We start from the raw sequence: 24,011 nt of genomic DNA on the forward strand, positions 1-24,011 counted from the left end.
GCCCCCGCCTGGGCCTCCGCCCCTGGGCCCCCGTGTGCGGGAGCGGTCACCGGCGAGCGGCCGCGGGTGAGGACCGGGCGTGCGGGTGAGCTCGGCTGCCGGCGTCGCCGGGCCCCGGGGCGTGACGTGCCGGATGGCGCCGGGGAGCGGTCCGCACCGGAGCGGGAGAACGGGCCTTGACCGGAGCCGGGGAGCGGTCCTAACCGGAGCAGGAGTCGGTGTAGGGGAGGCGGGGAATGAGCCGGCTCCATTCGGCCGGGCTCAGGGCCGCGCCCGGCCTGGCGCAGGCCAGCCGGCGCAGCCTGGCCGGGTCGAGCGTCCCGAGGAGGACCGACCCCTTGCCGGTGGTCAGCGCGACGGTCTCGGTGCCGGTCACGGCCACCGCCCGGGCGGGTGCGTCCAGGACGCCCAGGGGGGTCATCGCGGGTGTGGGGGCGGAGAGGTCCCAGTAGGCGACCGCGCCACCGCCGTCCGCGCTCACCAGATGATCGTCGGTGGTGAAGGCGACGGCGGCGACGGGGGCGGTGTGGCCGGACAGCCGGCGCAGGACCCGCGGATGGTCGGGATCGCCGACGTCGGAGACCTGCAGGATCCGGTCGTCGCCGCCGGTGGCCAGCCGCCGTCCGTCCGGGCTGAACGCGACGGTGTTCACCGCGCCGGTGTGGCCGGGCACCGAGGCCATCTGGACGGGCCTGCGGGGGTCGCGGACGTTCCACAGTTGCACGGGGCCGCCGGCGCCGGCGATGGCGAGGACGGCGCCGTCCGGTCGCAGTGCCACATCCGTCACCGGTCCGGCGCGGCCGATCAGCAACTGGATCGAGACGGGCCGCGCCGGGTCGGCGACGTCCCACAGCCCCACCGACCAGTCCTCGCCGGCGGTGACGAGCAGATGCGCGCTGCTCGACAACGCGAGCCGATGGACCGGCGTGGCCTGGGGGTCGAGCGTGCTGAGCGGTCGGGGGCGCGCCGGATCGGCGATGTCCCAGAGCCGGCCGGCGTCGGTCTCCCCACCCGTTGCGAGTCGGGTGCCCGAGCGGTCGAACACGACGCCGTGCGCATGGTCGTTCGCGGAGCCCCCGGTGGTGGCGGTGGGCCGGCCGGCAGCGTCGACCTTCCAGAGGTGGAGGCTGCCGGTGTCGTCGGTGCCGGCGAGGGTCGTGCCGTCCGGGCTGAGCGCGATGTCGGAGAAGGCTGCGGGGCCGGCGGGGATCCGCGCGGCGGTGGACTGGGCGAAGGACGCGAGGACGGCCGCGCGCGCGGCCTCCGTCGGGGCGATCCGGTAGGCCGCGAGGCTCAGCCGACCGGCCAGGTCCGGTTGCCGGGCCCGCTGGGCCGCCGCGTCCGCGGCCAGGCGCGACGAGATGGACGCGCGGTCGGCCGCCGACACCGGCGACGGGCCACCGCCGCGCGGCACGATGATCAGCACCGTCGCGGCGGTGATCGCGATGGCGAGTCCGGCGACGAGCAGCGCCGTCCGAGACCACCGCAGCCTGGATGGGGCTGGTGGTGATGGGGCCGGTGATGGGCTGGGTGCCGGTGGGTGTGGGGTTCCTGCTGGATGCGGGGGTACCGACCCGGGCTGTCCACGCGGCGGCGGGGTCCGGGCTGGAATCGGCGGCGGCGAGGCGACAGGCGGCGGGGACAGCTGGGTGACGGGCATGTCCGCCACGTTCGCGGCGGTACCGGCGGTGCTGCCCGTGCCGGCGGTGCTGCCCGTGCCGGCGGTGCTGCCCGTGCCGGCGGTGCTGCCCGTGCCGGCGGTGCTGCCCGTGCCGCGGGGCGGCGGCTCCGACCTGGGCGCCGACCCCGCGGCGCCTGACGGCCGGCGCCGGGCCCAGCGGCGGGCACGTCCGGTGGGCCGCGCGGTGCCGGGCGGTCCGGACGGTATGGAGCCGGGCTCCGGGCGCGCGGGGAGGGTACCCCCGCCGATCAGCGCCGTCCGCAGCTCCTCCGCGCTCGGCCGGGCCGCCGGGTCCTTCGCCATCGCGATCTCGACGAGGTTGCGCAGCTCGCCGCCAACTCCGTCGAGCCGCGGCGGCTCGTTGACGATGCGGTAGAGAATGGCGTCGATGCGACCGGTGCCGAACGGCGCGTGCCCGGTGGCGGCGAAGATTATGACGGCGCCCCAGGCGAAGATGTCGACCGCCGAGGTGATCGGTGCGTCGAGGATCTGCTCCGGGGACATGTAACCGGGCGTACCGATGGCGTGCCGGACGTTGTGGCTCAGGTCGGTGTCCGCGTTGAACTCGCGGGCCAGGCCGAAGTCGATCACCTTGGGGCCGACCGGGGACAGCAGGACGTTGCCGGGGGTGAGGTCGCGGTGCACGATCCCGGCCGCGTGGATGGCGCTCAGGGCGGTCGTCACGCTGACCGCGAGCTGTTCGAGATCGGCGGGCCGCAGCGGCCCCCGTACGGAGACGCGCCTCGACAGCGTCGGACCCTCGACGAACTCGGTCACGAGATAGGGCTGGGGCCCGTACGGATCCGCGTCCAGTACGGCGGCCGTGGTGAACCGGCGGACCCGACGAGCACTCTCGGCCTCGCGGGCAAACCGGGCGCGGAATTCGGGCCGTTGCGCGAGCTCCGGCCTGATCATCTTGATCGCGACGGCGCTTCCGTCGGGTGCCCGGCCGAGGAAGACGGTGCCCATGCCGCCCTGCCCGAGCCGGCCGATCACCTGGTAGACCCCGAGCCGCCGCGGATCGGTCAGCTGAAGCGGGCGCACGGCGTCGCCGGGCAGCGGAGGTGGCGTCGTCCCCGTCACCGTGCCCCGCTCCCAAGGTGCGCCGAGACCGGCGACCCTCTCAGATATGGCGGATGCCTGGACGGGCGCGGGCGCACAGGCCGAGTATCGCAGTAAGGGACGGAAGATCGCAGTATGGACAGAACCAGTATGGATGGAACATAGCGCAATACCGGCAAAGATGCATGATCTGGGAGGTCCTGTGCTCCGCCGTGCGGCGAAGTTCGACGTGACACTGACCCCGACCTCGCGGTCCCTGCTCGCCCCGGTCTCCGAGGAGCCACGGCGGTTGCTGCTCGACCGGGCGCTTGACGAGTTCGTCGCCGATCTCAGCGCGCTGGACGAGACGGCCGGCACGATGGTGGCCGGGGCGCCTCGTCCGACGATCGACACAGCCATCGACGCGGCGGTCCCCGCGGTGGTCGACGGCACACTGCTCGTCTCCGGCCAGGAGGTGATGCAGACCTGGGAGGCGCCGTTGATGCGGGCGCTGGCCGCCGAGGTGACCCGGCCGGGCGGTACCGTCCTCGAGGTCGGGTTCGGCCTGGGCCTGTCCGCCGGGTTCGTCCAGGAGATCGGTCCGGCCCGGCACACGATCATCGAGGCGAACCCGGCCACGGTGCGCGTCGCCGAGCAGTGGGCCCGCCCCGCGGGGCGCCGCGGGGTGGAGATCGTCACCGGGCGTTGGCAGGAGGCCATGCCCGGCCTCGGCCGGTTCGACGGCATCCTCTTTGACACCTACCCCCTTGACGAGACCGAGGTCGACGAGTACTTCGTGCGCAGTTCCACCTTCGCCGAGCACTTCTTCGCGCACGCCGCCGACCACCTGGCCGACGGCGGTTCGTTCACCTACTACTCGAACGAGATCGACTCGGTGTCCCGGCGGCATCAGCGGGCCCTGCTCCGCTACTTCCGCACCTTCAGCGTGCGCGTCGTCGACGGCCTGCAGCCGCCGGCGGACTGCAGCTACTGGTGGGCGCCGTCGATGGTGGTCATCGTCGCCCGGGACCCCCGCCGCTGATCCCCACCTTGCCTATCCAGAGGGATAAATCAGGCACAAAAGCCTCTGGATAGGCCTGGATAGGCAAGGTAGCCGGGGAGATACGGGAGATACGGGACCGGACGGTTCAGGCGGGCTGGTGGGTGGGGACCACGGCCGTGCGAACGGCGTCGTCGCGGATCTCCCCGACCAGCTCCTCCAGGATGTCCTCCAGCGCGACGAGCCCGAGGACCGTACCGTCGGCGTCGGTGACCCTGGCCAGATGCGCGCCGGAGTGCTGCATTGTCGCCAGTGCCGTCCGCAGGTTGTCGTCGGCGCCGACCCGGGCCAGCGGCCGGATCCACTTGGCCGCGACCGAGCTGGACCGCCGCTCCGGCCGGGTCTCCAGCACGTCCTTGAGGTGCAGGTAGCCGATCAGCCCGCCCTCGGGGTCCCGCACCGGGAAGCGGGTGAATCCGGTGCGCGCGGCGAGCTGCTCGACCTGCCGGGGAGTGACCGCCGGGGACACGGTGACCAGCCCGTCCGGCGGGAGCAGGACGGCACGCGCGGTGCGTTCCTCGAACGACAGCGCCCCGGTCAGCAGGTCGTGCTCGTCCTCGGCGAGCAGACCCTCCCGATGCGACTCCTCGATGAGCCCGGCGACCTCGTCGCGGGTGAAGACGCTAGCGATCTCGTCCTTCGGTTCGACGCCGACGAGCCGCAACGACACGGCCGCGATCGTGTTGAGCAGCGCGATGACCGGTTTGCCGCCTCGGACGACTCCGACCAGGAGCGGGGCGAGCAGCAGGACCGTACGCTCCGGCATCGCCAGCGCGATGTTCTTCGGGACTATCTCGCCGACGACCACGTGCAGGAAGGTCACCAGGCCCAGCGCGATGGCGAAGGCCACCGGGTGCAGCAGGGCGGAGGGCATCCCGGCCGCCTCGAACGGCCCGCGGAGCAGATGCGCGACCGCCGGTTCCCCGAGAGCGCCGAGGCCCAGGGTGCAGACGGTGACGCCAAGCTGCGCCCCGGCGAGCATCAACGAGACGTTCTCCATCGCCCCAAGGGTGATCTTTGCCAGCCGCGAGCCCGCCTCGGCCATCGGCTCCAAGTTCGACCGCCGGGCCGAGATCAGCGCGAACTCGGCCCCGACGAACAGCGCGTTCAGCGCCAGCAGGACGACGGTGGCGACGATCGCCAGCAGGTCGGTCATCCCCACCCCGCCCTTCCGGCCGAGGCGGTCTCGGCCTCCTCGGCCTCCTCGGCCTCCTCTGCCGGGCCTGCCGGGCCTGCCGGGCCTGCCGGGCCTGCCGGGCCTGCGCCGGGTCGGCGATCCGCGGGGTCCGCGACCGGTGGATCCGCATCCGTCTCCGGCGTGGCGTCCGTCGGTGCGATCGGGCCCAGACGGATCCGGTCGACCCGCCGGCCGTCCATCCGCTCGACGGTGTACCGCACGCCCTCCACGGCCGCCGTGTCGCCCGCCCGGGGGATGCGTCCCAGCACCCGGGCCATCAGACCGCCCAGGGTCTGGTAGGTGTCGTCCGCGGGGATGTCGATCCCCGTGACGTTGCGGGCCTCCTCCGGGCGCAGCAGGCCGGAGAGCAGCCAGCTGCCGTCCCGCCGGCGCAGGGCGCGCGGGCTGACCCGGTCGTGTTCGTCGACGACGTCGCCGACGATCTCCTCGATGAGGTCCTCGGCGGTGACCAGTCCGTCGGTGCCGCCGAACTCGTCGACCACGATCGCTATCTGCATGCCGCCGGCACGCAGTGTCTCCAGCAGGGGGTCGAGCAGGATCGTCGAGGGCACGGTCACCGGCGGGACCATCACGTCGCGTACCGGGGTATGGTCCCGGGCGTCCTCGGGGACGGCGACCGCGTTCTTCACGTGGATGAGGCCCACGACGTCGTCGCTGTCCGTGCCGAGTACCGGGAAGCGGGAGTGCCCGGTGCGCCGGGTGAGGGTGATGACCTCGCTGACCGGTTCGTCGGCGTGGATGGTGCGCATGCGCATCCGGGGTGTCATGACGTCCTCGGCGGTCCGGTCACCGAACAGCAGGGAGCGCTGTACCAGCGTCGCCGTCTCGTGGGAGAGGGTGCCGTGCTCGGCGGACCGCCCGACGAGGGAGAACAGCTCCTGAGCCGAACGGGCCGAGGCCAGCTCCTCGCGTGGCGAGATGCCGAGGCGGTGCAGCACCGCGTTCGCCGTGATGTTCAGCGAGCGGATCAGCAGGCCGGTGGCCTTCGTGAAGGCACGCTGGGGAGCCTGCACCGCCAACGCGGTGCCGAGGGGATGGGCGATCGCCAGGTTCTTCGGGAGCAGTTCGCCGTACACCATCGTCAGGCCCGTCGCGAGGACCAGAGCGATCGCCACCGACGCCGCCCGGGCGAGCCCGTCCGAGGCGCCGAGCGAGGTGACCGGCCCCTCGAGCAGCCGTGCGATGGCGGGCTCCGCCAGAAAACCGATCATCAGGTTGGTGACGGTGATCCCGAGCTGGGCGCCGGACAGCTGGGTGGACAGACCGCGCAGCGCGGTGAGCACCCCGCGGGCGCCCCGATCACCGCGTTCGGCGGCCCGCTCCACCGAGGGCCGGTCCACCGTGACGAAAGCGAACTCGGCCGCGACGAAAACGCCGCAGGCGGCCACGAGCACCAGGCTGAGTAGCAACAGAAGCGCCTCGATCATCGGTCGACCCCCGCGGGCGCTTCTTCGCGCGTGGGTCGGCCGGAACTACATCCGGCGTCTTCGGAGACTTTCATGATCCCTTCCGGTCGGTGCGGGACGACCCGGCCCGCGGGCCTACCCCGTCACGCGGCAACAACGCGCTTCATAGCCCGTCCGTTTCACGATGACCTCTGGTTGGCGCACGGTCCAGACCCCGAGTGGGCCTCGGTAGAAGATCACTGTGTGGGCCGGCTGGCCAGCCAGTCAGCCAGTCAGCCAGTCAGTCAGCCAGTCCGGTGCTGTGGCCCGGCAGGCCCGGTACTGGAGAAAGGCCGATCGGCAGGCGTGGGCCGTACGCGATGGTGAGGAACCGGACGCGCCGACGAGAACAAGAGCCCTGGAGCCCGGTATGACGGATCTCCGACGGTGTCACGGAGGGTAGCAGTGGGAAGGGAGTAGGTGACATCACCGGGTGGCTTGCCGGCAAGCCGGCTCGCCGCGCGACGAGGAGGTCGTCATGCACAGGTCTCGTGGGAGGGCTCTTCCGGCGGTACTCGCCCTGGCCGCGACGTCGATCTTCGTCGCCGGATGCGGCGCGGGCCCGGGCGGCGGCGGGGGTACCGCCACCGCGGTGGCGGCTCCGGCGACGTCCGTGGCGGCCCGGTGCCGGACCGCTCAACTCGCTCTGAGCAGCGTCGACCGCCAGGGAACCGCGGGCAGCGACTACGAACGGCTGGTCCTGACCAACATCGGTCACAGCCCCTGCGTGGTACGCGGATTCCCCGGTGTGTCGTTCGTGGACGCGGCCGGCCGGCAGGTGGGCGCGGCGGCGGAGCGCACGGGGCCGGCGGGCGCGCCGGTGCGGCTCGTGCCCGGGGGCGCCGCGACGGCGGTCCTGCGCATCCTGCATCTCGGCGTGGCGGAAAGCTGCACGCCTCCCTCGGGGACCGCGCCGGTCGCCGCGCTGCGCGTGTACCCGCCGGGGAACACCGAGGCGCTGCGGCTGAGCGGCCCGGACACGCAGGCATGCCGGGATCCCGCCGTGCGGCAGCTCACCGTGGCCGCGTTCACGGCGTGAGGGCCGGCTCCCACGGTGCACCGGGCGCGGACCAGGGGACCGATACCGGCGGATCGTCCGGTGGAGGTCAGAGCCGTTCGATGATGGTGGCGTTGGCCATGCCGCCGCCCTCGCACATCGTCTGCAGGCCGTAACGGCCGCCGGTGGCCTCCAGGTAGTTCACCATTGTGGTGAGCAGGCGGGTGCCCGATCCGCCCAGTGGGTGGCCCAGCGCGATGGCGCCCCCGCGCGGGTTGAGCTTCGCCGGGTCGGCACCGGTGTCGCGGGCCCACATGAGCGGCACGGGCGCGAACGCCTCGTTGACCTCGAAGGCGTCGATGTCGTCGATGCTCAGACCGGCGCGCTTGAGCGCCTTGCGGGTTGCCGGGATCGGCGCGGTCAGCATGAGCAACGGGTCGTCCCCGGCGAGCGCGAACGTGTGGAACCGGGCCCGTGGCCGCAGGCCGAGCTCGTTCGCCCTGGTCTCGCTCATGATCAGGACGGCCGAGGCGCCGTCGGTCAGCGGGGAGGAGTTACCCGGGGTGATGTTCCAGGTGATCTCCGGGAAGCGGGCGGCGTACGCCTCGGTGTAGAAAGACGGCTTGAGCTTCGCCAGCGTCTCGACGGTCGTGGTCGCTCGGACCGTCTCGTCCACGGTGTGCTGGGCTGTCGTGCCGTCCGGAAGGGTGATCTCGACCGGGACGATCTCCCCGGCGAAGTCCCCCGCCGCGACGGAGGCCGCCGCGAGCTGGTGCGACCGCGCGGAGAAGATGTCCAGGTCCTCCCGGTTGATCTTCCACCGGGCGCTGACGAGCTCCGCGCCGATGCCCTGGTGGGCCAGGCCCTCGGGGTAGCGGGCGTGCAGGCTCGGGCCGTTGGGGTCCTTGCCGAAAGTGGTGGAGCCCATCGGCACCCGGCTCATCGACTCCACCCCGGCGGCGATGACGATGTCGTAGGCGCCGGCGAGCACCCCCTGCGCGGCGAAATGGGCGGCCTGCTGGCTCGAGCCGCACTGGCGGTCGATCGTGGTGGCCGGCACCGACTCGGGGAACCCGGCCGACAGCACCGCGGTGCGCCCGATGTTGACGGCCTGCTCGCCGGCCTGGTCAACACACCCGGCGATGACGTCGTCGACCAGCGCCGGATCAAGGTCGTTGCGGGCGATCAGTGCCTTCAGCACGGTGGCCAGCAGCTCCACCGGATGGGTCTCGGACAGCGCCCCACCCGGCTTGCCCCGTCCCGACGCCGTGCGTACCCCATCGACGATGACTGCGTTCTCCATGGGTTCTCCCTCGTCACAAGCATCACAATGACGGCGGATCGACCGTCGCCCTGCCCGTACCGCCCTGCCCGTTGCCTGGCGCCTGCCCGGATCGACGCTACGGGCCACCCTCTTGATGGGTCAACAAGTGAACCGGAGGTCAGGGGGGCGGGGCCGGGCATCCCGTCGGATAACCGAGCGCATGTGTATAGTATCTCTCCGCCGCCGGATGTAGCGGGACGTATCGGCAGATGTTGGTCGCGATGAAGGAGCCGGGAGTCGCGAAACCGAGGCGGCGCGCCTGCGCCTGCGCCTGATGAGTGGCCCACAGGGTGGCCTTGAACTCGGCGGAGTGCTCGTCCATCATCCAGGCGGCGAACTCGACCAGCGCGGGGTCGGCGTATCTACTGGCGACGATGCCGTTCGGCACCGCGAGGGTCGCTGTCGGCTGGGACGGGATGATATTGTAGTCACCCGGCTCGATAGCGGCCCTTGTGAAGACGTTGGCCCCGACATCGAGGTACTGGGAGTACCAGTCCCGCTGGATCGCCGACTGCCAGTCGTCGAGTGGCACGAATTTGATCTTCTGGTAACTGTCGTTATATTCCTGGACCGCCATCGTGGGAGCGCCCGCCGCCCACAGGACCGCGTCGGCGTGATCCGCGCCGGTGGAGTGAAGTTTCTGGAGCGCCTCGGTTATCCGGTTCCCGGTCACTGGACGGACGACGCAGCCCGCTCCCTTCACCCGGGTGATCTGACGGAACAGCACGGTGGCGATCTGGTGGGTGCCCGAGTCGAGCAGTCCGCTTTCGACCGTCTTGCCGCACAGATCGTCCGCGCTGTGAATGCTGGAGTCGGCCGGGACGATGAGCTGGAGAACGTCGTAATAGATCTGGCCGACGAGTCTCAGGCCCTCGACGGCCCCGCCGGTGAAGTCGCCCCGGCCGTTCTGGGCGTCCACCACCACGTTGAGTTGGGCCAGCGCGAGAGTGCAGCGCCGGTTCTCCGGAACCCCGAGATTCTTGAGGTTCTGGGACGTCCCGCTCGTGTCCGAATCAGGAAAGGCGCGCCACCCGTTGCCGCCGTTCAGCGCCGGATCACTGATGAGCTTCGCGAGTGTGCTCGCGTACTGCGAGTAGGGGGTGCGGGGCTGGCCGGCGATGATCCGTACGGTCGTGCACGTGGTCGTGTGCAGGTTCGCCTTCGCCTCCGTCGCCGCATCGCGCCGAGCCTGTTCCGGTGCCGCCGTCTGCGCTGAGGGCGTGCTCGGGGGCGTGCTCACGAGCATCGGGCTACGGCCGTCTCCGCCGAAGGCCCGGCCGATGAAGACGCCGACGATGGTGGCCAGGATCACCAGGGCGGTGATCGCGATGGGACGCCGTCCCAGCCGCGACCGGGTATTGGACATCGCGGCGACTCCTCGATCCGTGGGACGCTGACGTCGGGCCTTGCGCGGGGCAAGCTCCGGGGCACTTGCCCGCCACTGGGCCGCCGCACCGGGATCCCGGTGCCCCGGATCCCGGTGGTGAGAACCTGGCCGGTCGCGCATCCTGCTCCCACCGCGCTGATCGTCGCATACCAACCATGCCGCGCAGGACGCCGTTGGTCGAGGGCTGCCGATTCTTGTGCCTGATCCCGAGGGCTACGGGGTAACGACCGATTTGTTCCGAACACCCGGCTCCGTGACTGCAACCGGGTCCGGGTCCAGGTCCGGGTCCGGGTCCGCCGGATCGGCCGGTGGCGCTGGGCGGGGTGGGCGCATGGCGATGGTGAAGACGGCCGAAAACGCCGCTGCGCCCAGCACCTCGGCCATGGCCGCCCACGCTCGGCCGTGGGCGATTTCCGCCCCCCCGAGCGCGCCCACCACGCAGGCCCCACCGACCACCAGCGTCGCGGTACGGTCCGTCGGAGGGAACAGCATGAAGGCCGGGGCGGCCGCGGCGAGCGCGGCGACGAGTGAGCCGACCAGCACTCCGCCGGGGCCGCCGTCCGCCACCTGGAAAGCGATTCCGATGACGATGGCCGCGGCGAGCGTCGGGAGCATGACCCACCCCCGCGTGAGTGCGGTACGGATGGCGCGGGCCGCCCGGCGCCATTCCGGCACCTCCGGCGGGAACGTGGGCCGTGAGGTGATCGGGCGTTGCGTGGGCGGCAACGGCAGGGTGGGGCCGGTGTCCGGGGTGACGGCGGCGGGGGTGCCAGGTGTACCGGCGGGGTCGGGCTCCGGTGGCTCGGTCCGGGTGCCCTGGGCCGGGGGGAAGCCCGGCCGCTTCTTGGGCGCGAGACCACCTTCTTTTTCCCAGGCCGAGCGGACGTTGCGCAGCAGCTCCTCCCGGGCGGCGTCCTCGTCGTCGATGCCGATGAGGTCGAAGTGGACCACCTGCCGGAGCATCCCGGTAGGGGTGCATTCCGCTATCCGCACCGGGATGAGCTTACGGAGGTTGCCCTCGGGATCGTATTCGAACGCCGCCTGCCATTCTGCCCGGCAGTACGGGGAATTCAGATACTCGGGCGAGAGCACCGCGATCGTGTGCCGGCAGTTCTCCATCCCCTGACCCATGTCCCTGACCCAGTTGCGGCCGGGGCCGATATGCCAGGCCTGGAGAAACACGCGATAACCGACCTCCTGCAGCTGCCAGGCGATCCATTCGGCCCAGTCCCGGTCGCGCTGGCAGTAGCTGATGAAGAAGTCGCCCTGGTCCACCCGATTCCCACCTGTGAAATCCTCCGGACTGCTCGCTCCAGCTGAAGGATGATCGTACCGCCGTTCTAGGATGAATGCCACCGTTCTGCCCCGCCGCGGCGGGGCAGAACGGGCAGGGGCGCGCCGCGGGTGGCGCGGTTGGGTTAACCGACGAGGCGGGGCCCGCCGTCGGCCGGGGCGGTCCGGGCGGTGATGCACGGCAGCCCGGGATGGGCCCGGCCGATGTCGGCGATCCGCAGGTCCACCCAGGCGAGCAGACCGGGAACGGCTACGCCGTGCGGAGGCCGGTCCGCGTAGGGGATGAGGTTCGCCGCGCCGCGCCGCAGCACGGCCACGCCGCCCTTGACGTTGCCGCGGGCCAGATGGGTGACGCCGACGGCGAGCTGTGCCAGCCCACGCCACAGCCCGCGCTCGCCGGGGTCGGTCTCCGGACTCTTCCAGACGGCTTCGAGTACCTCGTGTGCCTGGAAGGGAAGTCCCGCGTCGAGGAGTCGCTGGGCCTCGGCGAGCGCTGCGGCCGGCGGTAGCGGGGCCGAGGAGGCGAGCGGCGGCACGCCGGTCTCGCCGTGGGGAAGGGGGCGGCCAAGCGCGTCCCGGGGCCGTTCCCCGGGCCGGGACACCCCGGACCCTGATTCAGTCGCGGGGTGTGCCCGGGGGACGGGGCGTGTTCCGGGAGGCGGCCGTGTTCCGGACGGTGCGCGTCGCCCGGACCGGTCCGAAGTGGTCATGCGGTCCACTCTGACCGCCCCTCGGGGGTGGCGCCTCCCGTAGCCGCGCGGACCGGGGTCGTCGTCAGGCAAGACCGGCCGCCGGTGTCAGCGGCCGCCGGTGTCAGCGGCCGACGGCGGCGCGCAGCGCGCCGGCGCGGTCCGTGCGCTCCCAGGTGAAGTCGGGCAGCGTCCGACCGAAGTGGCCGTAGGAGGCAGTCTGCCCATAGATCGGCCGTAGCAGGTCAAGGTCCCGGATGATGGCGGCCGGGCGCAGGTCGAAGACCTCCGAGACGGCCCGCGCGATTTCCGGCACCGGCACGGTCTCGGTGCCGAAGGTCTCGACGAACAGGCCCACCGGCTCGGCCTTGCCGATGGCGTAGGCGACCTGCAGCTCCGCCCGCCGGGCGAGGCCGGCCGCGACGACGTTCTTGGCGACCCAGCGCAGCGCGTAGGCTGCCGAACGGTCGACTTTGGACGGGTCCTTGCCGGAGAAAGCACCGCCGCCATGGCGGGCGTAACCGCCGTAGGTGTCAATGATGATCTTGCGGCCGGTCAGGCCCGCGTCGCCGATCGGGCCGCCGATCTCGAACCGGCCGGTCGGGTTCACGAGCAGCCGGTAGCCGTCTACCTCCAGGCCCAGGTTTTCCTCGGCCAACCGCTTGAGCTCGGGGGCGATGACCTGGTCGCGGATGTCCGGAACCAGGCGGGTGGCCAGGTCGACGTCGGCGGCGTGATGCGCGGACACGACCACCGTGTCCAACCGGACCGGGCGGTCCCCGTCGTATTCGATGGTCACCTGGGTCTTGCCGTCCGGCCGCAGGTAGGGCAGCAGGCCGTCGTGACGCACCTTCGACAACCGCTGGGCGAGGCGGTGGGCCAGTGTGATCGGCAGCGGGAGCAGGTCGGGGGTCTCGTCGGTGGCGTAGCCGAACATGATCCCCTGGTCGCCGGCGCCCTGCTGGGCCAGCGTGTCCTCGCCGCCCTCGACCCGTGCCTCATAGGCCTTGTCGACGCCCTGGGCGATGTCCGGGGACTGGGCACCGATCGAGATCAGCACGCCGACGGTCGCGCCGTCGAAGCCGGTGGCGGCGTCGTAACCGATGTCGGTGAGGGTGCGCCGCACGACGGCGGTCACGTCGACGTGCGCGGAGCTGGTGACCTCGCCGGCCACGTGCACGTGCCCGGTGGTCAGCAGTGTTTCCACCGCGACCCGGGAGGTGGGGTCGCCAGCCAGGAACGCGTCGAGCAGGGCGTCGCTGATCTGGTCGGCGAGTTTGTCCGGATGGCCTTCGGTGACCGACTCGGAGGTGAAAAGGCGACGGGACATGGAAGGATTCCTCGTTTCACAGAACAAGATATGGAAAAAGACGATGTTGCGGGAGAAGGTGCCGGTCGCACGGGGACATACGTGCGCGGGTGGAGCTGCGCCGGTGGATCCGCGCCGGTACATCCCTACATCCCTGCCGGCACTGGCTGGCCGGCACGGTCATTTCACCAGGGCCGGTGCTCGGGGTCCGGGTGCCGCGTCGGGCTCGTCGACGCCGTCGGATGTCGACGCCGTCGGATGTCGACGCCGTCGGATGTCGAACTGCATGCGGACATGCCCTCCGAGTCGGCGGGCGCCGAGGTGAGGAGAGCGGGGTGCTGGCCGCGCCGGCCTCCGGTCGCGCCGGCTCGACGGCCGGCCAAGCCGAGGGAGCGGATCGAAGTGGTGGATCTCGGGAACGCGCTGAGGGCGCGCCGGACGAGCGCGTCCGCCGCGCGGCTCAGCGCGCGGTACAGATGGCGGAACTCACCAGGGAGAAGTCGACGTGGCCACGCGTAACGAGAACGGCCGGACTGAACACCGAATGATCTCACCACGGCGGTCAACCCGCCGTCAACGCCGCAGGCCGATCGTGTGCCGTTGCCCGGGCTCGATCTCTCGTCCCGACCGCGCCGTCGTCGGAGGCCGCACCCGCCGGTGCCGGCGGCCGAGCGGGCCGACGTCGAGGTGTGGGCTCGCCGATCGAGCGTGGACGAGATAATGATCATCGCGATCGCCTGCTAGCACGCGGATCGCGTCCGTTCCTACGAGTCGCTGGCCAGTGAGCGGACCTGGCCGGCTCGTCCCTCGACCCTTTGCGTCATCCGGGACCGGTGATTACGGGGGAGTATGATAGACGATATTGAGCGCGGTCATCCGGGGCCGAGTGAATCCGGGGCCGAGTGAAGGAGACGTCGTGTCGGACGACCGGTGCGGGATCACGGTGACGCCGTGGCCTCGGCCGGGTGGCCGCGCGGTCGAACTCACTCATCGCCGTCACATCGACACCTGCCGCGTCAACACGGCGGCCTGTCTCCGTTGACATCCGGATGACCTCCGGAACATCCGGACCTCCCGCACCCCGGCCTCGACCTTCGATCTGACATCCGCCTCCGCGCGTTTGTCGGTCGATGCTCGATCCGGCCGGAACGAGGCGTTGGAGGTCGTCGTCAACGGCAGGAACGGCGCTGGTCATGACCGATCCCCCGGCATCATCGGAACAATCCCTGACTCCGGAGCAGCCTCCGGCGCACGGGCGATCCACCGCGACGGAACAGTCCGAGTCCGGGCGTCCCGAGTCCGGGCGTCCCGAGTCCGGGCGTCCCGAGTCCGGGCGGTCGACGGTGCCCGGACGATCAGAGGCGGCCGAGGCCTTCGTCCTGCGGGGGGTGCACGTCCTCGACAGGACCGGGCGCTTCGGTGAGCCGACCGACGTCGCCGTCGGCGGCGGGGTCATCCATGCGGTCGGCACGCGACTCGGTCTTGACCGGGACGCCGTCGACGTTGATGCCCACAACCTGTGGCTGATGCCAGGGGTCGTCGACTGCCACGCTCACGTCGCGCAGTCCACCTATGATCCGTTCGAGCTGGCGACGGCGTCGCTGTCCACCCGAGTCCTGCAGACCGCCGCCGCGTTGCGGGCGTCGTTGGCTGCCGGTGTCACACACCTGCGGGATGCCGGCGGCGCCGACGCCGGCATCCGGGACGCGGTCAGCGCGGGCACCGTGCCCGGACCTCGGCTCGCCGTGTCCGTCGTCGGGCTGAGCCGGTCCGGGCGGCACGGTGACGGGGCGATCATCGGTCCCGGGCTGGAGTCGGCCGAAGATGTTCTCATGCCGGACTATCCCGGCCGGCCCCCGCATACCGTTACCGAGGCGGGCAGCCTGCCGGCCTCGGTGCGGGGCATTCTGCGGGCGGGTGCGGACTGGATCATGATCTACGCGAGCGGCGGGGTGATGTCCGCCCGGCCGGGGCAGCCCGAGCCGCAGTTCAGCCCGGTGGAGCTTGCGGCCGCCGTCGCGGAGGCCCGGCGGTACGGACGTCCGGTGATGATGCACGCCTTGGGCGAGCGGTCGATCGAGGCCGCGGTCGCCGCCGGGGCGCGTTCCATCGAGCACGGCATCGGGCTCACCGAGCCCGTGGCGGCAGCCATGGCGGCCGCCGGGGTGACGCTCGTCCCCACCCTGTCGCCCTACCAGGACCTGGCGGCGCTGGCGGCCACCGGAGTGCTGCCGGGCTGGGCGGTGGACCGAGCCGAGGCCACCGAGGCCGCGCTGGCCGGCACGATCGCGGTCGCCCGCGCGGCGGGGGTGCCGATCGCGCTCGGCAGCGACGCCCGGCACCGCACCCGGCACGGCACGAACCTGGCCGAGATCAGCCGGCTGCGCCATGCCGGGCTCACCCCACCCGAGGCGCTGCTCGCCGCGACCGCGACCGGAGCCCGGCTCTTCGGACTGGGTGAGGGAGCCGGCCGCATCGCCGTCGGCTCCGCCTTCGACGCGATCCTGCTCGACGCGGACCCCGGGGACCTGTCGATCTTCGAGCGGCCGGGCGCTGTGAGCGGAGTGTTCCTTGGCGGTCGCGCGGTGCTGCCCCACCCGCGGCTGCCCGGGAACCTGGTCCGCCCCACCATGGTGATGGAAGAGGTGCCGAGAATCGCTCCCGAGTGGCCCGCGGCGTCGCAGCCCGGCTGACTCTCCGGTTTTCCGGAATGTTCACGAAATATAAAAAGAAATACCCTTAGTATGGCTCGCGGGATTTCGTCGGATCCGCTCTGGGACGGCGATTGACCGAGATGCGGATCGGCCCCTGAAAGCTATCGTCGTAGGGGCCCCGCTGCCGGCTGCCGTCAGGTGGTCCGGGCCGTTCGCTGGTACGGGGTGCCGCGTCTCCAACGCCTGGAGGGTTCTCATGCAGCACGCTGAAATGATCAATAAGAACATGCGGAAGGCCATCGAGGAGTGTATGTCCTGCTCGGCTCTGTGCGAGGAGACGATCTCCTACTGCATGGACATGCCGGGCGCCATGATGGAGCCGGCGAACATGCGGCTGATGATGGACTGCGCGGCCGTCACCAGGACCTGCGCCGACATGATGTGCCGGATGTCGCCGATGCACGGGGAAATGTGCGCGATGTGCGCGCGGATCTGCGTGATGTGCGCTGAGATGTGCGAGAGGATGCCGCAGGATCAGCAGCTCGCCAAGCTCGCCGGCGCATGCCGGTCCTGCGCGGAGAGCTGCAACACGATGGTGGGCGCCGCCGCCTGAGCCGCGTCCGGCCCGACGGCGCCGGGGCGCAGCCGGCGGTCACCCGACTCCGCCCCGGCGTCCGGCTGTGCGGCGGCGCGCGGCACATGATGCGCGGCCACCGGTCACGACCGGTGGCTACGGTTACGTATCCTCGGACGGACATGGGGTGAAACACCTGAGTAACAATTTTGACCATGTTGACAGGTAGCCGTCGGATAGGCAAAATATGGTCATGTTCTCCTCGGTGGATCGGATGACCCCCCTGGTCTTCCGTGGCCACATTGACTTCCTGAGAGTGGCCTCGTCCGGTTGTCCGGCCCGGCCGCTTCACGTGCTTTACTAGCCTCCTCGGCTTTCCCTCGCTCTCGGTGTTCCCTCTGGCGTTCTCCTGATTCACGGTCGCTCGATAGGGCTGTCTGTAGATCGTCATCGCCTGCGTGGACGCCAGCTGCCTCGGTATCGATGTCCGGTCAGTACCGGGTACATCTCTGGACGGTTTCCGATCGGAGCATGTTGTGTCGTCCCTGGCTTCGTCATCATACTTTCGTCCGCGCCCCCGTGGATATGTGGGGGGGCCGGGAACCCGTTACTGGCCCAGTGGTGATCCCACCCACTCGAGAAGAGCCAGTGTGGTCCTTCTCCCCGGTCGTGGAGAATCCGCCGAACATTTCGAGGGCCTAGCTTTCCGGCTCGCGCTCGACGGCTATCAGGTGACGTTTCTCGACCACGGGAGAGACACCGTCCTCGCCCTTGGTGAGGCGCGTGCCCCCGATGGTCCGTTCGTCCTGCTGGGTTCGGACAGCGGGGCCCTGCGGGCGTTGGTCGGCGCCGGTTCGCCAGCGGTCCGGCCGGATGCCCTCGTGTTGCTCGACCTGCCGCTGGTGTACCGGAAGATCGCGGGCGAGGATCCGGGACAACCGATCCCACGGTCGCTTCCCGACCTGCCGATCCTGTTGCTCCATGCCGAGCGCGACGAGGTCAGCCCGCTTGCGCTGGCGCGCATGATGACGCGGACCGCGCGCCGGGCCCGGCTGGCGTCGCTGCCCGGGGGGCATGGCGTGCTCGCCGGCCCCGGCCGGCGTGCGGTCGGCGCGCACATCCTGCTGTTCCTCGAGAACCTCCGTGTCCCGCGGCTGACCCCACGGCAACGGCAGCGGGACCGTTCGGTCGACTGATCTCGCCCGGTGCCGGGCGCGCCCGCGTGCCGGTCCGATGGGGGTGTGCCTTCGCGGGAGGCCCAACCGCTCAGCAGGTGTTTCCTCGGCGGGTGCCGGCGCGAATCACGCGAATCCGCGGGTCAGTCGTCCGTCCCGTACCGCATCGTCCGTTTTCCAACGGCGCCGGCTTCGAGCCGCAGGCTCGAAGCCGGCGCCGTTCGCGTTTGCGTACCCGTCCGCACGCCACCCGACCCCCGGGCCAGGCTTCCGCTTGCCGGGCTTGCCGGGCTTGCCGGGGGCTGCCGGACGGCCGGGCGGTCCCGGTGACTACCGGACCTCGTGGCCACCGGTCCCCGTCTCGACGGACCGGTCATATCGCCAAGATCCGGTCGTGACGGGTGATCTGCGTCGCTACCGGTAGCTGCTATTGATGTCCGAGAGTTGCGGCATCGCAGTGTTATGCACGCATCGTGACCAACATGCGCCCAGATTCGGCACAACTCGTACTTGTCACTACGGTCTGTAGTTCGCTACGGTTGCGGGGTATCAACAGCTCCGGGCCGACGCCGAGTTCTGTCCACGGTCCGCAGCTCCCTCCGAGAGATCTTGGGCAGAAGCGGGGGAACCACGTTCCTCCGGGTGGCTCGTTGCGTGCCGCCCTTGGGGTTAAGCCGTTACGCGCACGCCGCGGAAACGGCCGGGCTTCCCGGCCCGAACCCGACAGCTAACCTCGCAGGCGTACGGGAAGGACTCGACGTTGCCTGTGTTTCAGGAACGCTCGGCTCCGGTCTTCTGGACCGTGACGCCGTTCGGCGCGACCCGCGGTGCGTCCCCGCCATACGGGGCGCCGTTCTCGCCCTGACGTCTTCGCGAGAACGTGCCATCCGGTCGGTGCCCGTACCGGCCGATCGCGCTGACGCGCCATACCACCAGCTCGGCTGAAAGCCACCCGGCCTCGTCGTCTGTGGTCGGCTGACCCCTGCCGTCCACCGGGCCCGTCAGGCCTGGAACGGAATGACCACGGCCGCCTGCCGTGCTGTTCAGCCCATCGAGCCCGGAATCCCCAGGGCGCGTCGATCGGTCGTCCCCGGTCGTCCCAGGACGTCCTCTCGGCGTACCGGGAGACCGGCACTGGGTGTTGCCCTTCTCCAGCGCGGTCGTCTCCGCTCGCCCTCCTTCGAGCGGCATCCCTCCCCTCGATCACCCGTCTGTGTTCGACGACACCGAAATGAGATGTCAAAGAAATGGCCAAGGGAAAGCATCGGAAACGTTCCACCCGGACCCGGGGCGCCGTTGTCGCCGCCGTCGGTGTGATCGGCGCCGGCGCCGGCATTTTCGCCACCGCGAGCCCGGCCCGGGCCGCCACCACGGTCCCCGATGTGACGATCGCCAGCGCGGCCGCGAACGCGGGACTGCCCGACTGCCGCGGCGTTCCGCTGGCCACCTGGGTCGCGGTGGCTCTTGCGGAGTCCGGCGGCAACCCCTACGCCCACGCCACCTATGGCGAGGACTCGCGCGGCCTGTGGCAGATCAACATGCGGGCCCACGCCGGCTGGGTGGGTAACCGCAACCTCTACGACCCGGCCGTCAACGCCTGGGCGGCGAAGAAGGTCTGTGAAGGCCAGGGCATCACCGCCTGGAGCGCCTACACCAACGGCCTGCACTACCGCTACCTGGCCCGGGGACAGGCGGCGGCGGCCGCCGTCTCGCGCGGCGTGCGGTTAACGAACATCTCCTACTCCTCGCTGGCTGCCCCGGCGCGTGCGGCCGTGGTGGCACCCGCGGCCCGCTACCCGTCGCTGGCCGTCGGCCTCGGGTTCCGTCTCGACGTCCACCAGATCCAGAAGAGGCTCGCCAGCCTTGGCTACCCGATCAGCGTGGATGGGAAGTTCGGGTATCAGACCAACCACATGGTCAAGGACTTCCAGCTGAAGCATGGTCTGGTGGTTGACGGGATCGTCGGACCGCAGACGCGGGCGAAGCTCGGGATCTGACTCTGATCGAGGCCCGCCGACCGGGCTCCGCTGCCGTCGGCCGGTATTCCCGACCCACCCAAGGGCGCTGCTCGATATCCGCACGCACCGGATGACTACCCGGGGTGAGGTGGGGGTATTCAGCCACCGGGCCAGCACCGGGCCGGGCGGGGGACCCCCGGCCGGGCGGCGCCACCCGGCCCGGGGACGCCACCCGGCCCGGGGACGCCACCCGGCCCGGGGCACCGGCCCGGGGCACCGGGCCGGGAGACGGCACCGGCCCGCACGGGACCAGCCGGCCCGCACGGGAAAACCGAAACGGGGGCCCGATCGATGAGAGCCACGATGCTCGACGACTACCTACCTGAGGCGAGTCCGAACGCATCCTCCGTGACCGGGGCCGGTCTCCTGTTCGCGGTCCTGGGGCCGCTGGAGGTGCGGCGATCCTCGGGCGAGCAGGTCCGCATCGACCAGCGCAAGAAGCGCATACTGCTGCTGGCCCTGCTGCTGCACGCCGGCCAGTGGGTGAGTGTGGACGGGATGCGGCTCGCGCTCTGGCAGGACGCCCCGCCGCGCTCCGCCGGGGGCAACATCAAGACTTATCTCTCGGAGCTGCGGCACACCCTCCGGCCGCCCCTGGACACGTCCGGAGCCGGGGGGAACGGCCCCGGACGCATCGAGAGCCGGCCGGGGGAGTACCGCCTGGTCGTCGCGTCCGGTGAGATCGACGCTAAGCGGTTCGAATCGGCCGCCGAGCAGGGCCGCGCCGCCGTGCGCGCCGGCTCGCCGGAACGCGCTGCCGGGTTTTTCGAAGGCGCCCTCGCGCTGTGGCGGGGGGACGCGTTCGACGAGCTCCCGGCGGAGATCGCGGGCGCGGAGGTCCTCCGGCTGGAGGAGGCTCGCTGGGCGGTGTGCGAGGACCTGATCGACGCCCGCCTGGCCCTCGGCGAGTACGACCGGGTGCTGCCGACCCTGCGGGCGCTCACGGTCGAACATCCGACCCGGGAACGTCTCTGGGCCCAGCTGATCCTTGCGTTGGAACACACCGGCCGGCGGGCCGAGGCACTGGCCGAGTACCAGACGGTCTACCGGCGGCTGGTGACCGAACTCGGGATCGAGCCCGGTGTCGAACTGCGGCGTGCCCATCAGCATGTACTGAATCCGGACTCGTGGGTCACCTGATGCCACGGCCGTGCCTGCCGAGCCGTGGGCCGGAAGTCAGCTGAACCGCCAGTGAACCCGGCGGGGGAATTTCAACCATACGGGCTGGACCAGCCGGCCGGCGCCCGGGCCACGCGCGCGGCGCCGCCGTGTATCGCCACCGGGGTGCACCTCACCGGGGCGCACGCCACCGAGCGAGGGCGCGCGGAAACCGCTGAGGAGAAGACGATGAAGGCTATCTACCTCCCCCCGCGACTGGAAGATGCCAGCAGCTTCGCCGCAGTGACGAACGGCCGCTGGGGCTGGGGGCGTGACTACTCCTGGCGGCGTTTTGCGTGACGGCGGCCGGGGTGGCGGTGGTCCCGATTCCGTCCTGCTGGTTTCTGGTGCTGGCCGACCGTGATCCCGTCGTGCGTCCGCCGGGGGCTCGTCGCATGCTGCGCTATGCCTCCGGGCGGCCGTGGATCGTCGGCGACTGGCCGGACGATGCCATGGTCAGTGCCGTCGCCGGGCGCTCGCGGCTGGCCCTGATCGGGTGTGCCGCGACCAACGCGCGACAGCTCCTGCGGCTGCTTCTCTCGGCCCGTGACGTGCACGCTCTCGACCTCGCGCGGGTCGTGGCCGGCGACTACCACGTGATCGCCGAGATCGACAGCCACCGTCGCATCCAGGGCAGCCCGACGGGAACCCGGCGGGTCTTCACCGCCCGGTTGGGCAGCCACCTGGTCGCCGCCGACCGCGCCGACGTGCTCGCCCGGCTCACGGGCGCCCCGCTGAACCGGACGGCGCTGGCTTTGTCGCTGCTCGACCCGTCACCGCCCCATCCGCTCGATGACCTGGTGCTCTGGGAGTCGATCGACGCGCTGCCCCCGGATCACTACCTTCTCGTCGGCCCTGACGAGAAGGCCACCGTCCTGCGGTGGTGGCGTCGACCGGCACCGGTGCGGTCCCGCACGGAGGGGGCGCCGACCCTGCGGGCGGCTCTCGCCGAGGCCGTGGCGGCGCGGGTCGCCGGCGGCGGGACGGTGAGCTGTGATCTGTCGGGCGGACTGAACTCCACCTCGGTGTGCTGCCTGGCCGCGCGCGGCCCCGCCGACGTGGTCGCGCTCACCGGGATTGCCCGCGATCCCGGTGACGACGACGCCGCGCGGGCCACGTGGGCCGCGGCCACGCTCCCTGGCGTCACGCGCGAGATCCTGCCCGCCGCCGGGCTTCCCCTCGTTTACGACGGCATCGCCGACGCCGACGAACCGCTCGACCGGCCGTTCGTCGGCATCGGCGACCGGGCGAAGCTGCGCGCGGGTCTTGACCGGGTCGCGCTGTACGGGCCGCGGGTGCACCTCACCGGGTTCGGTGGTGACGAGGTCGCCTACGGCTGTCCCGCCTACCTCCCCCGGTTGTTGCGCCGCCGGCCCCGGCGGGCGCTGCACGACCTGCGCGGACACCGAGCGCAGGAGGGCTGGCCGTGGATGGCGTGCCTGCGAATGATGCGGCCGCGCGGCTACCGGGACTGCCTCGCCGACATGACCGATGCGCTCGACCAGGCCCGCCGCGCCACGGTCGGCCACGCGCGCCGTCCGACCGGTTCCGCCGGTTCCGCCGGTTCCGGCCGATCCCACCCGGGCGTCCTGGCCTCGCTCGACTGGGCCTTTCCGCCTGTGGTCCCGGGTTGGCTCACGCCGACGGCCCTCGACCTGCTGGCCGGAGCGTTCGCGGAGGCCGCCCGGCGCGCCCGGCCGCTGGCCGGGACCCGGGACGGCCACGCCGATCTCTTCGCCATCCGCGCCGGCGCGGCGGTGTTCCGGTTGTTCGACCAGCTCGCCGATCCGGTCGGCCCGCCGCTCGCCGCACCCTTCCTCGACGAGCGGGTGGTCCGGGCGGCGCTGGCGGTGCGGCCCGAAGAGCGCACCGGTCCGTGGGAGTACAAACCGTTACTGCAGGAGGCCATGCGCCGGCTGGTGCCGCAGGAATGCCTGCGCCGCGAGACCAAGGCGGATACCGCCGCCGAGGAGGATCAGGGCCTGCGCGCCAGTCAGGACGTCCTGGTGAAGCTGTGCGATGACAGCCCGTTGGCCGATCTCGGCCTGATCGAGCCGGACGCGCTGCGCCAGGCGTGCCGATCTTCGTCCGTACCTGGTCATCGCCACCAGGCGCTGCGACCGACGTTCGCGGCGGACGCGTGGCTGCGGGTGCTCGCGAGCCGGCGGGGCCCTGACCTGAGCTACCGGAGGAGTGAGTGATCATGGTGACGTTGCGGCCTGACGTGGTGCGGGCGCCGACCCAGTACGGAGCGGTTCTCCTCCATATCGACAACGGCCGATACTGGACCCTCAACCCCTCGGGTGACCTGGTGCTGCGGATCCTGCTCGACGGCGGCGACACGGCAGCCGCCGTCCGCGGGCTGTGTGAGACCAGCGAGGTTGACCCGGAGACGGCGCGCCGCGACGTGGAGGGTCTGCTCGCCCAACTCGCGGACGTGGGCCTCATCGAGGCCGAGCCCGAGTCCCGATGGTCACCCGAGACCGAGGCGGTCTGCGATCCCCGGACGCAGGCCCGGTGACCGCGCCGATGGTGGTCGAGCGGCCGGAGGCGAAACCGTCCCTCGCTCGTCGGCTCGGCGCGCTGGTCGCCGTGGGGATCGCGCGGGTGCTCGCGACCCAGTCGCCGGCCCGTATCTGCCGGGTGCTCACGGGGGTGGGCGCGGGCGCCCGCCCGGCCGGCTATGACACCGCGCTCGCCGCCCGGCAGGCGGTGACAGCCGTGAGCCTCACCTGCCGCGGCGCGCGGGGCTGTGTTCCCCGCTCGATAGCGACCGCCCTGCTGTGCCGGTTGACCGGAACGTTCCCGACGTGGCGTGTGGGGGTGCGCACCATCGCGCCGTTCGCCGCGCACGCGTGGGTCGAGGCGGACGGAGTGATCGTCGGGGAGTCGATGCCGGCCGGCTACCTGCGGCCGCTGCTCAGCGTCGGTCCGGGAACGGGAACCGGGCCGCGTCGCGCGGGCGGGCTCCGTGGGAGTGGCGGGCTCCGTGGGAGTGGCGGGCTCCG

At 71.5% G+C, this 24,011-nt stretch carries 19 protein-coding genes and 1 riboswitch; of the genes, 11 read left to right on the plus strand and 8 right to left on the minus strand.

Annotated features, from left to right (window positions below; translation table 11 throughout):
- Positions 1–199: 199 nt before the first annotated feature.
- Entirely contained in the window at positions 200–2,764 is a 2,565-nt protein-coding gene (locus tag AC08OO_RS13915) for a WD40 repeat domain-containing serine/threonine protein kinase (protein ID WP_476611197.1), read from the minus strand.
- Positions 2,765–2,945: 181 nt separating this feature from the next.
- Here AC08OO_RS13915 and AC08OO_RS13920 point away from each other — a divergent pair, with 181 nt between their 5' ends.
- Positions 2,946–3,764, plus strand: coding sequence for a class I SAM-dependent methyltransferase (locus AC08OO_RS13920; RefSeq protein ID WP_476611198.1), 819 nt, complete (start codon positions 2,946–2,948; stop codon positions 3,762–3,764).
- A 106-nt stretch (positions 3,765–3,870) separates the two neighbouring features.
- Here the strand turns inward: AC08OO_RS13920 and AC08OO_RS13925 are convergent, their stop codons facing one another.
- Positions 3,871–4,938 carry a hemolysin family protein gene (locus tag AC08OO_RS13925; RefSeq protein WP_476611199.1) on the minus strand — a complete coding sequence of 356 codons (1,068 nt, stop codon included), beginning with the start codon at positions 4,936–4,938 and terminating at the stop codon, positions 3,871–3,873.
- Complete coding sequence (locus AC08OO_RS13930) at positions 4,935–6,407, minus strand: hemolysin family protein (RefSeq protein WP_476611200.1); 1,473 nt, start codon at positions 6,405–6,407, stop codon at positions 4,935–4,937. Before AC08OO_RS13930 ends, AC08OO_RS13925 begins: the two co-directional genes overlap by 4 nt.
- Before the next feature lie 496 nt (positions 6,408–6,903).
- Here AC08OO_RS13930 and AC08OO_RS13935 point away from each other — a divergent pair, with 496 nt between their 5' ends.
- On the plus strand, positions 6,904–7,464 hold the full coding sequence (locus tag AC08OO_RS13935; protein ID WP_476606060.1) for a DUF4232 domain-containing protein: 561 nt from the start codon (positions 6,904–6,906) through the stop codon (positions 7,462–7,464).
- Positions 7,465–7,531: 67 nt separating this feature from the next.
- Here AC08OO_RS13935 and AC08OO_RS13940 read toward each other — a convergent pair whose 3' ends face one another.
- From AC08OO_RS13940 to metK, 5 genes are all read right to left on the minus strand, one after another.
- Positions 7,532–8,725 carry a thiolase family protein gene (locus AC08OO_RS13940; RefSeq protein WP_476611201.1) on the minus strand — a complete coding sequence of 398 codons (1,194 nt, stop codon included), beginning with the start codon at positions 8,723–8,725 and terminating at the stop codon, positions 7,532–7,534.
- 139 nt (positions 8,726–8,864) lie between these two features.
- Entirely contained in the window at positions 8,865–10,112 is a 1,248-nt protein-coding gene (locus AC08OO_RS13945) for a TAXI family TRAP transporter solute-binding subunit (protein ID WP_476611202.1), read from the minus strand.
- Between the two features lie 234 nt (positions 10,113–10,346).
- A complete protein-coding gene (locus AC08OO_RS13950) occupies positions 10,347–11,408 on the minus strand; it encodes a toll/interleukin-1 receptor domain-containing protein (RefSeq protein WP_476618613.1) in 1,062 nt (353 codons plus the stop codon).
- A 143-nt stretch (positions 11,409–11,551) separates the two neighbouring features.
- A complete protein-coding gene (locus AC08OO_RS13955) occupies positions 11,552–12,028 on the minus strand; it encodes a DUF309 domain-containing protein (protein ID WP_011437379.1) in 477 nt (158 codons plus the stop codon).
- A 211-nt stretch (positions 12,029–12,239) separates the two neighbouring features.
- Entirely contained in the window at positions 12,240–13,445 is a 1,206-nt protein-coding gene (gene metK, locus AC08OO_RS13960; RefSeq protein ID WP_476611080.1) for a methionine adenosyltransferase, read from the minus strand.
- Between the two features lie 1,322 nt (positions 13,446–14,767).
- On the opposite strand from metK, the gene AC08OO_RS13965 reads away from it, so the two are divergent.
- From AC08OO_RS13965 to AC08OO_RS14005, 9 genes are all read left to right on the plus strand, one after another.
- A complete protein-coding gene (locus AC08OO_RS13965; protein ID WP_476611081.1) occupies positions 14,768–16,117 on the plus strand; it encodes an amidohydrolase family protein in 1,350 nt (449 codons plus the stop codon).
- Between the two features lie 217 nt (positions 16,118–16,334).
- The gene (locus tag AC08OO_RS13970; protein WP_476611082.1) at positions 16,335–16,691 is read left to right on the plus strand and encodes a four-helix bundle copper-binding protein; all 357 of its coding nucleotides are present in this window, start codon (positions 16,335–16,337) and stop codon (positions 16,689–16,691) included.
- Positions 16,692–17,302: 611 nt separating this feature from the next.
- The gene (locus AC08OO_RS13975) at positions 17,303–17,848 is read left to right on the plus strand and encodes an alpha/beta hydrolase (protein ID WP_476611083.1); all 546 of its coding nucleotides are present in this window, start codon (positions 17,303–17,305) and stop codon (positions 17,846–17,848) included.
- A 566-nt stretch (positions 17,849–18,414) separates the two neighbouring features.
- Positions 18,415–18,583, plus strand: a riboswitch (cyclic di-AMP (ydaO/yuaA leader).
- A 491-nt stretch (positions 18,584–19,074) separates the two neighbouring features.
- The gene (locus tag AC08OO_RS13980; protein ID WP_476611084.1) at positions 19,075–19,824 is read left to right on the plus strand and encodes a peptidoglycan-binding protein; all 750 of its coding nucleotides are present in this window, start codon (positions 19,075–19,077) and stop codon (positions 19,822–19,824) included.
- Positions 19,825–20,148: 324 nt separating this feature from the next.
- A complete protein-coding gene (locus AC08OO_RS13985) occupies positions 20,149–20,985 on the plus strand; it encodes an AfsR/SARP family transcriptional regulator (RefSeq protein ID WP_476616483.1) in 837 nt (278 codons plus the stop codon).
- A gap of 207 nt (positions 20,986–21,192) precedes the next feature.
- Positions 21,193–21,303, plus strand: a complete 111-nt coding sequence (locus tag AC08OO_RS13990; protein WP_476611085.1) for a lasso RiPP family leader peptide-containing protein — start codon at positions 21,193–21,195, stop codon at positions 21,301–21,303.
- Between the two features lie 11 nt (positions 21,304–21,314).
- Positions 21,315–23,204 (plus strand): asparagine synthase-related protein, encoded by a 1,890-nt coding sequence (locus tag AC08OO_RS13995; protein ID WP_476618614.1) that lies wholly within the window; start codon positions 21,315–21,317, stop codon positions 23,202–23,204.
- A gap of 2 nt (positions 23,205–23,206) precedes the next feature.
- Entirely contained in the window at positions 23,207–23,524 is a 318-nt protein-coding gene (locus AC08OO_RS14000; protein WP_011437370.1) for a lasso peptide biosynthesis PqqD family chaperone, read from the plus strand.
- Positions 23,521–24,011 (plus strand): lasso peptide biosynthesis B2 protein (locus AC08OO_RS14005; RefSeq protein WP_476618615.1); only part of this gene is annotated, 491 nt, incomplete at its 3' end. The genes AC08OO_RS14000 and AC08OO_RS14005, both read left to right, overlap by 4 nt.

It is taken from the genome of Frankia sp. CeCAU1 (genome assembly GCF_977971845.1).

What these genes read in the sequence shown, in the direction of transcription:
- AC08OO_RS13925 (WP_476611199.1), bottom strand. Translation starts at nt 4,938, where the DNA reads ATGACCGACCTGCTGGCGATCGTCGCCACCGTCGTCCTGCTGGCGCTG.
- AC08OO_RS13930 (WP_476611200.1), bottom strand. Translation starts at nt 6,407, where the DNA reads ATGATCGAGGCGCTTCTGTTGCTACTCAGCCTGGTGCTCGTGGCCGCC.
- AC08OO_RS13935 (WP_476606060.1), top strand. Translation starts at nt 6,904, where the DNA reads ATGCACAGGTCTCGTGGGAGGGCTCTTCCGGCGGTACTCGCCCTGGCC.
- AC08OO_RS13940 (WP_476611201.1), bottom strand. Translation starts at nt 8,725, where the DNA reads ATGGAGAACGCAGTCATCGTCGATGGGGTACGCACGGCGTCGGGACGG.
- AC08OO_RS13945 (WP_476611202.1), bottom strand. Translation starts at nt 10,112, where the DNA reads ATGTCCAATACCCGGTCGCGGCTGGGACGGCGTCCCATCGCGATCACC.
- metK (WP_476611080.1), bottom strand. Translation starts at nt 13,445, where the DNA reads ATGTCCCGTCGCCTTTTCACCTCCGAGTCGGTCACCGAAGGCCATCCG.
- AC08OO_RS13970 (WP_476611082.1), top strand. Translation starts at nt 16,335, where the DNA reads ATGCAGCACGCTGAAATGATCAATAAGAACATGCGGAAGGCCATCGAG.
- AC08OO_RS13980 (WP_476611084.1), top strand. Translation starts at nt 19,075, where the DNA reads ATGGCCAAGGGAAAGCATCGGAAACGTTCCACCCGGACCCGGGGCGCC.
- AC08OO_RS13985 (WP_476616483.1), top strand. Translation starts at nt 20,149, where the DNA reads ATGCTCGACGACTACCTACCTGAGGCGAGTCCGAACGCATCCTCCGTG.
- AC08OO_RS13990 (WP_476611085.1), top strand. Translation starts at nt 21,193, where the DNA reads ATGAAGGCTATCTACCTCCCCCCGCGACTGGAAGATGCCAGCAGCTTC.
- AC08OO_RS14000 (WP_011437370.1), top strand. Translation starts at nt 23,207, where the DNA reads ATGGTGACGTTGCGGCCTGACGTGGTGCGGGCGCCGACCCAGTACGGA.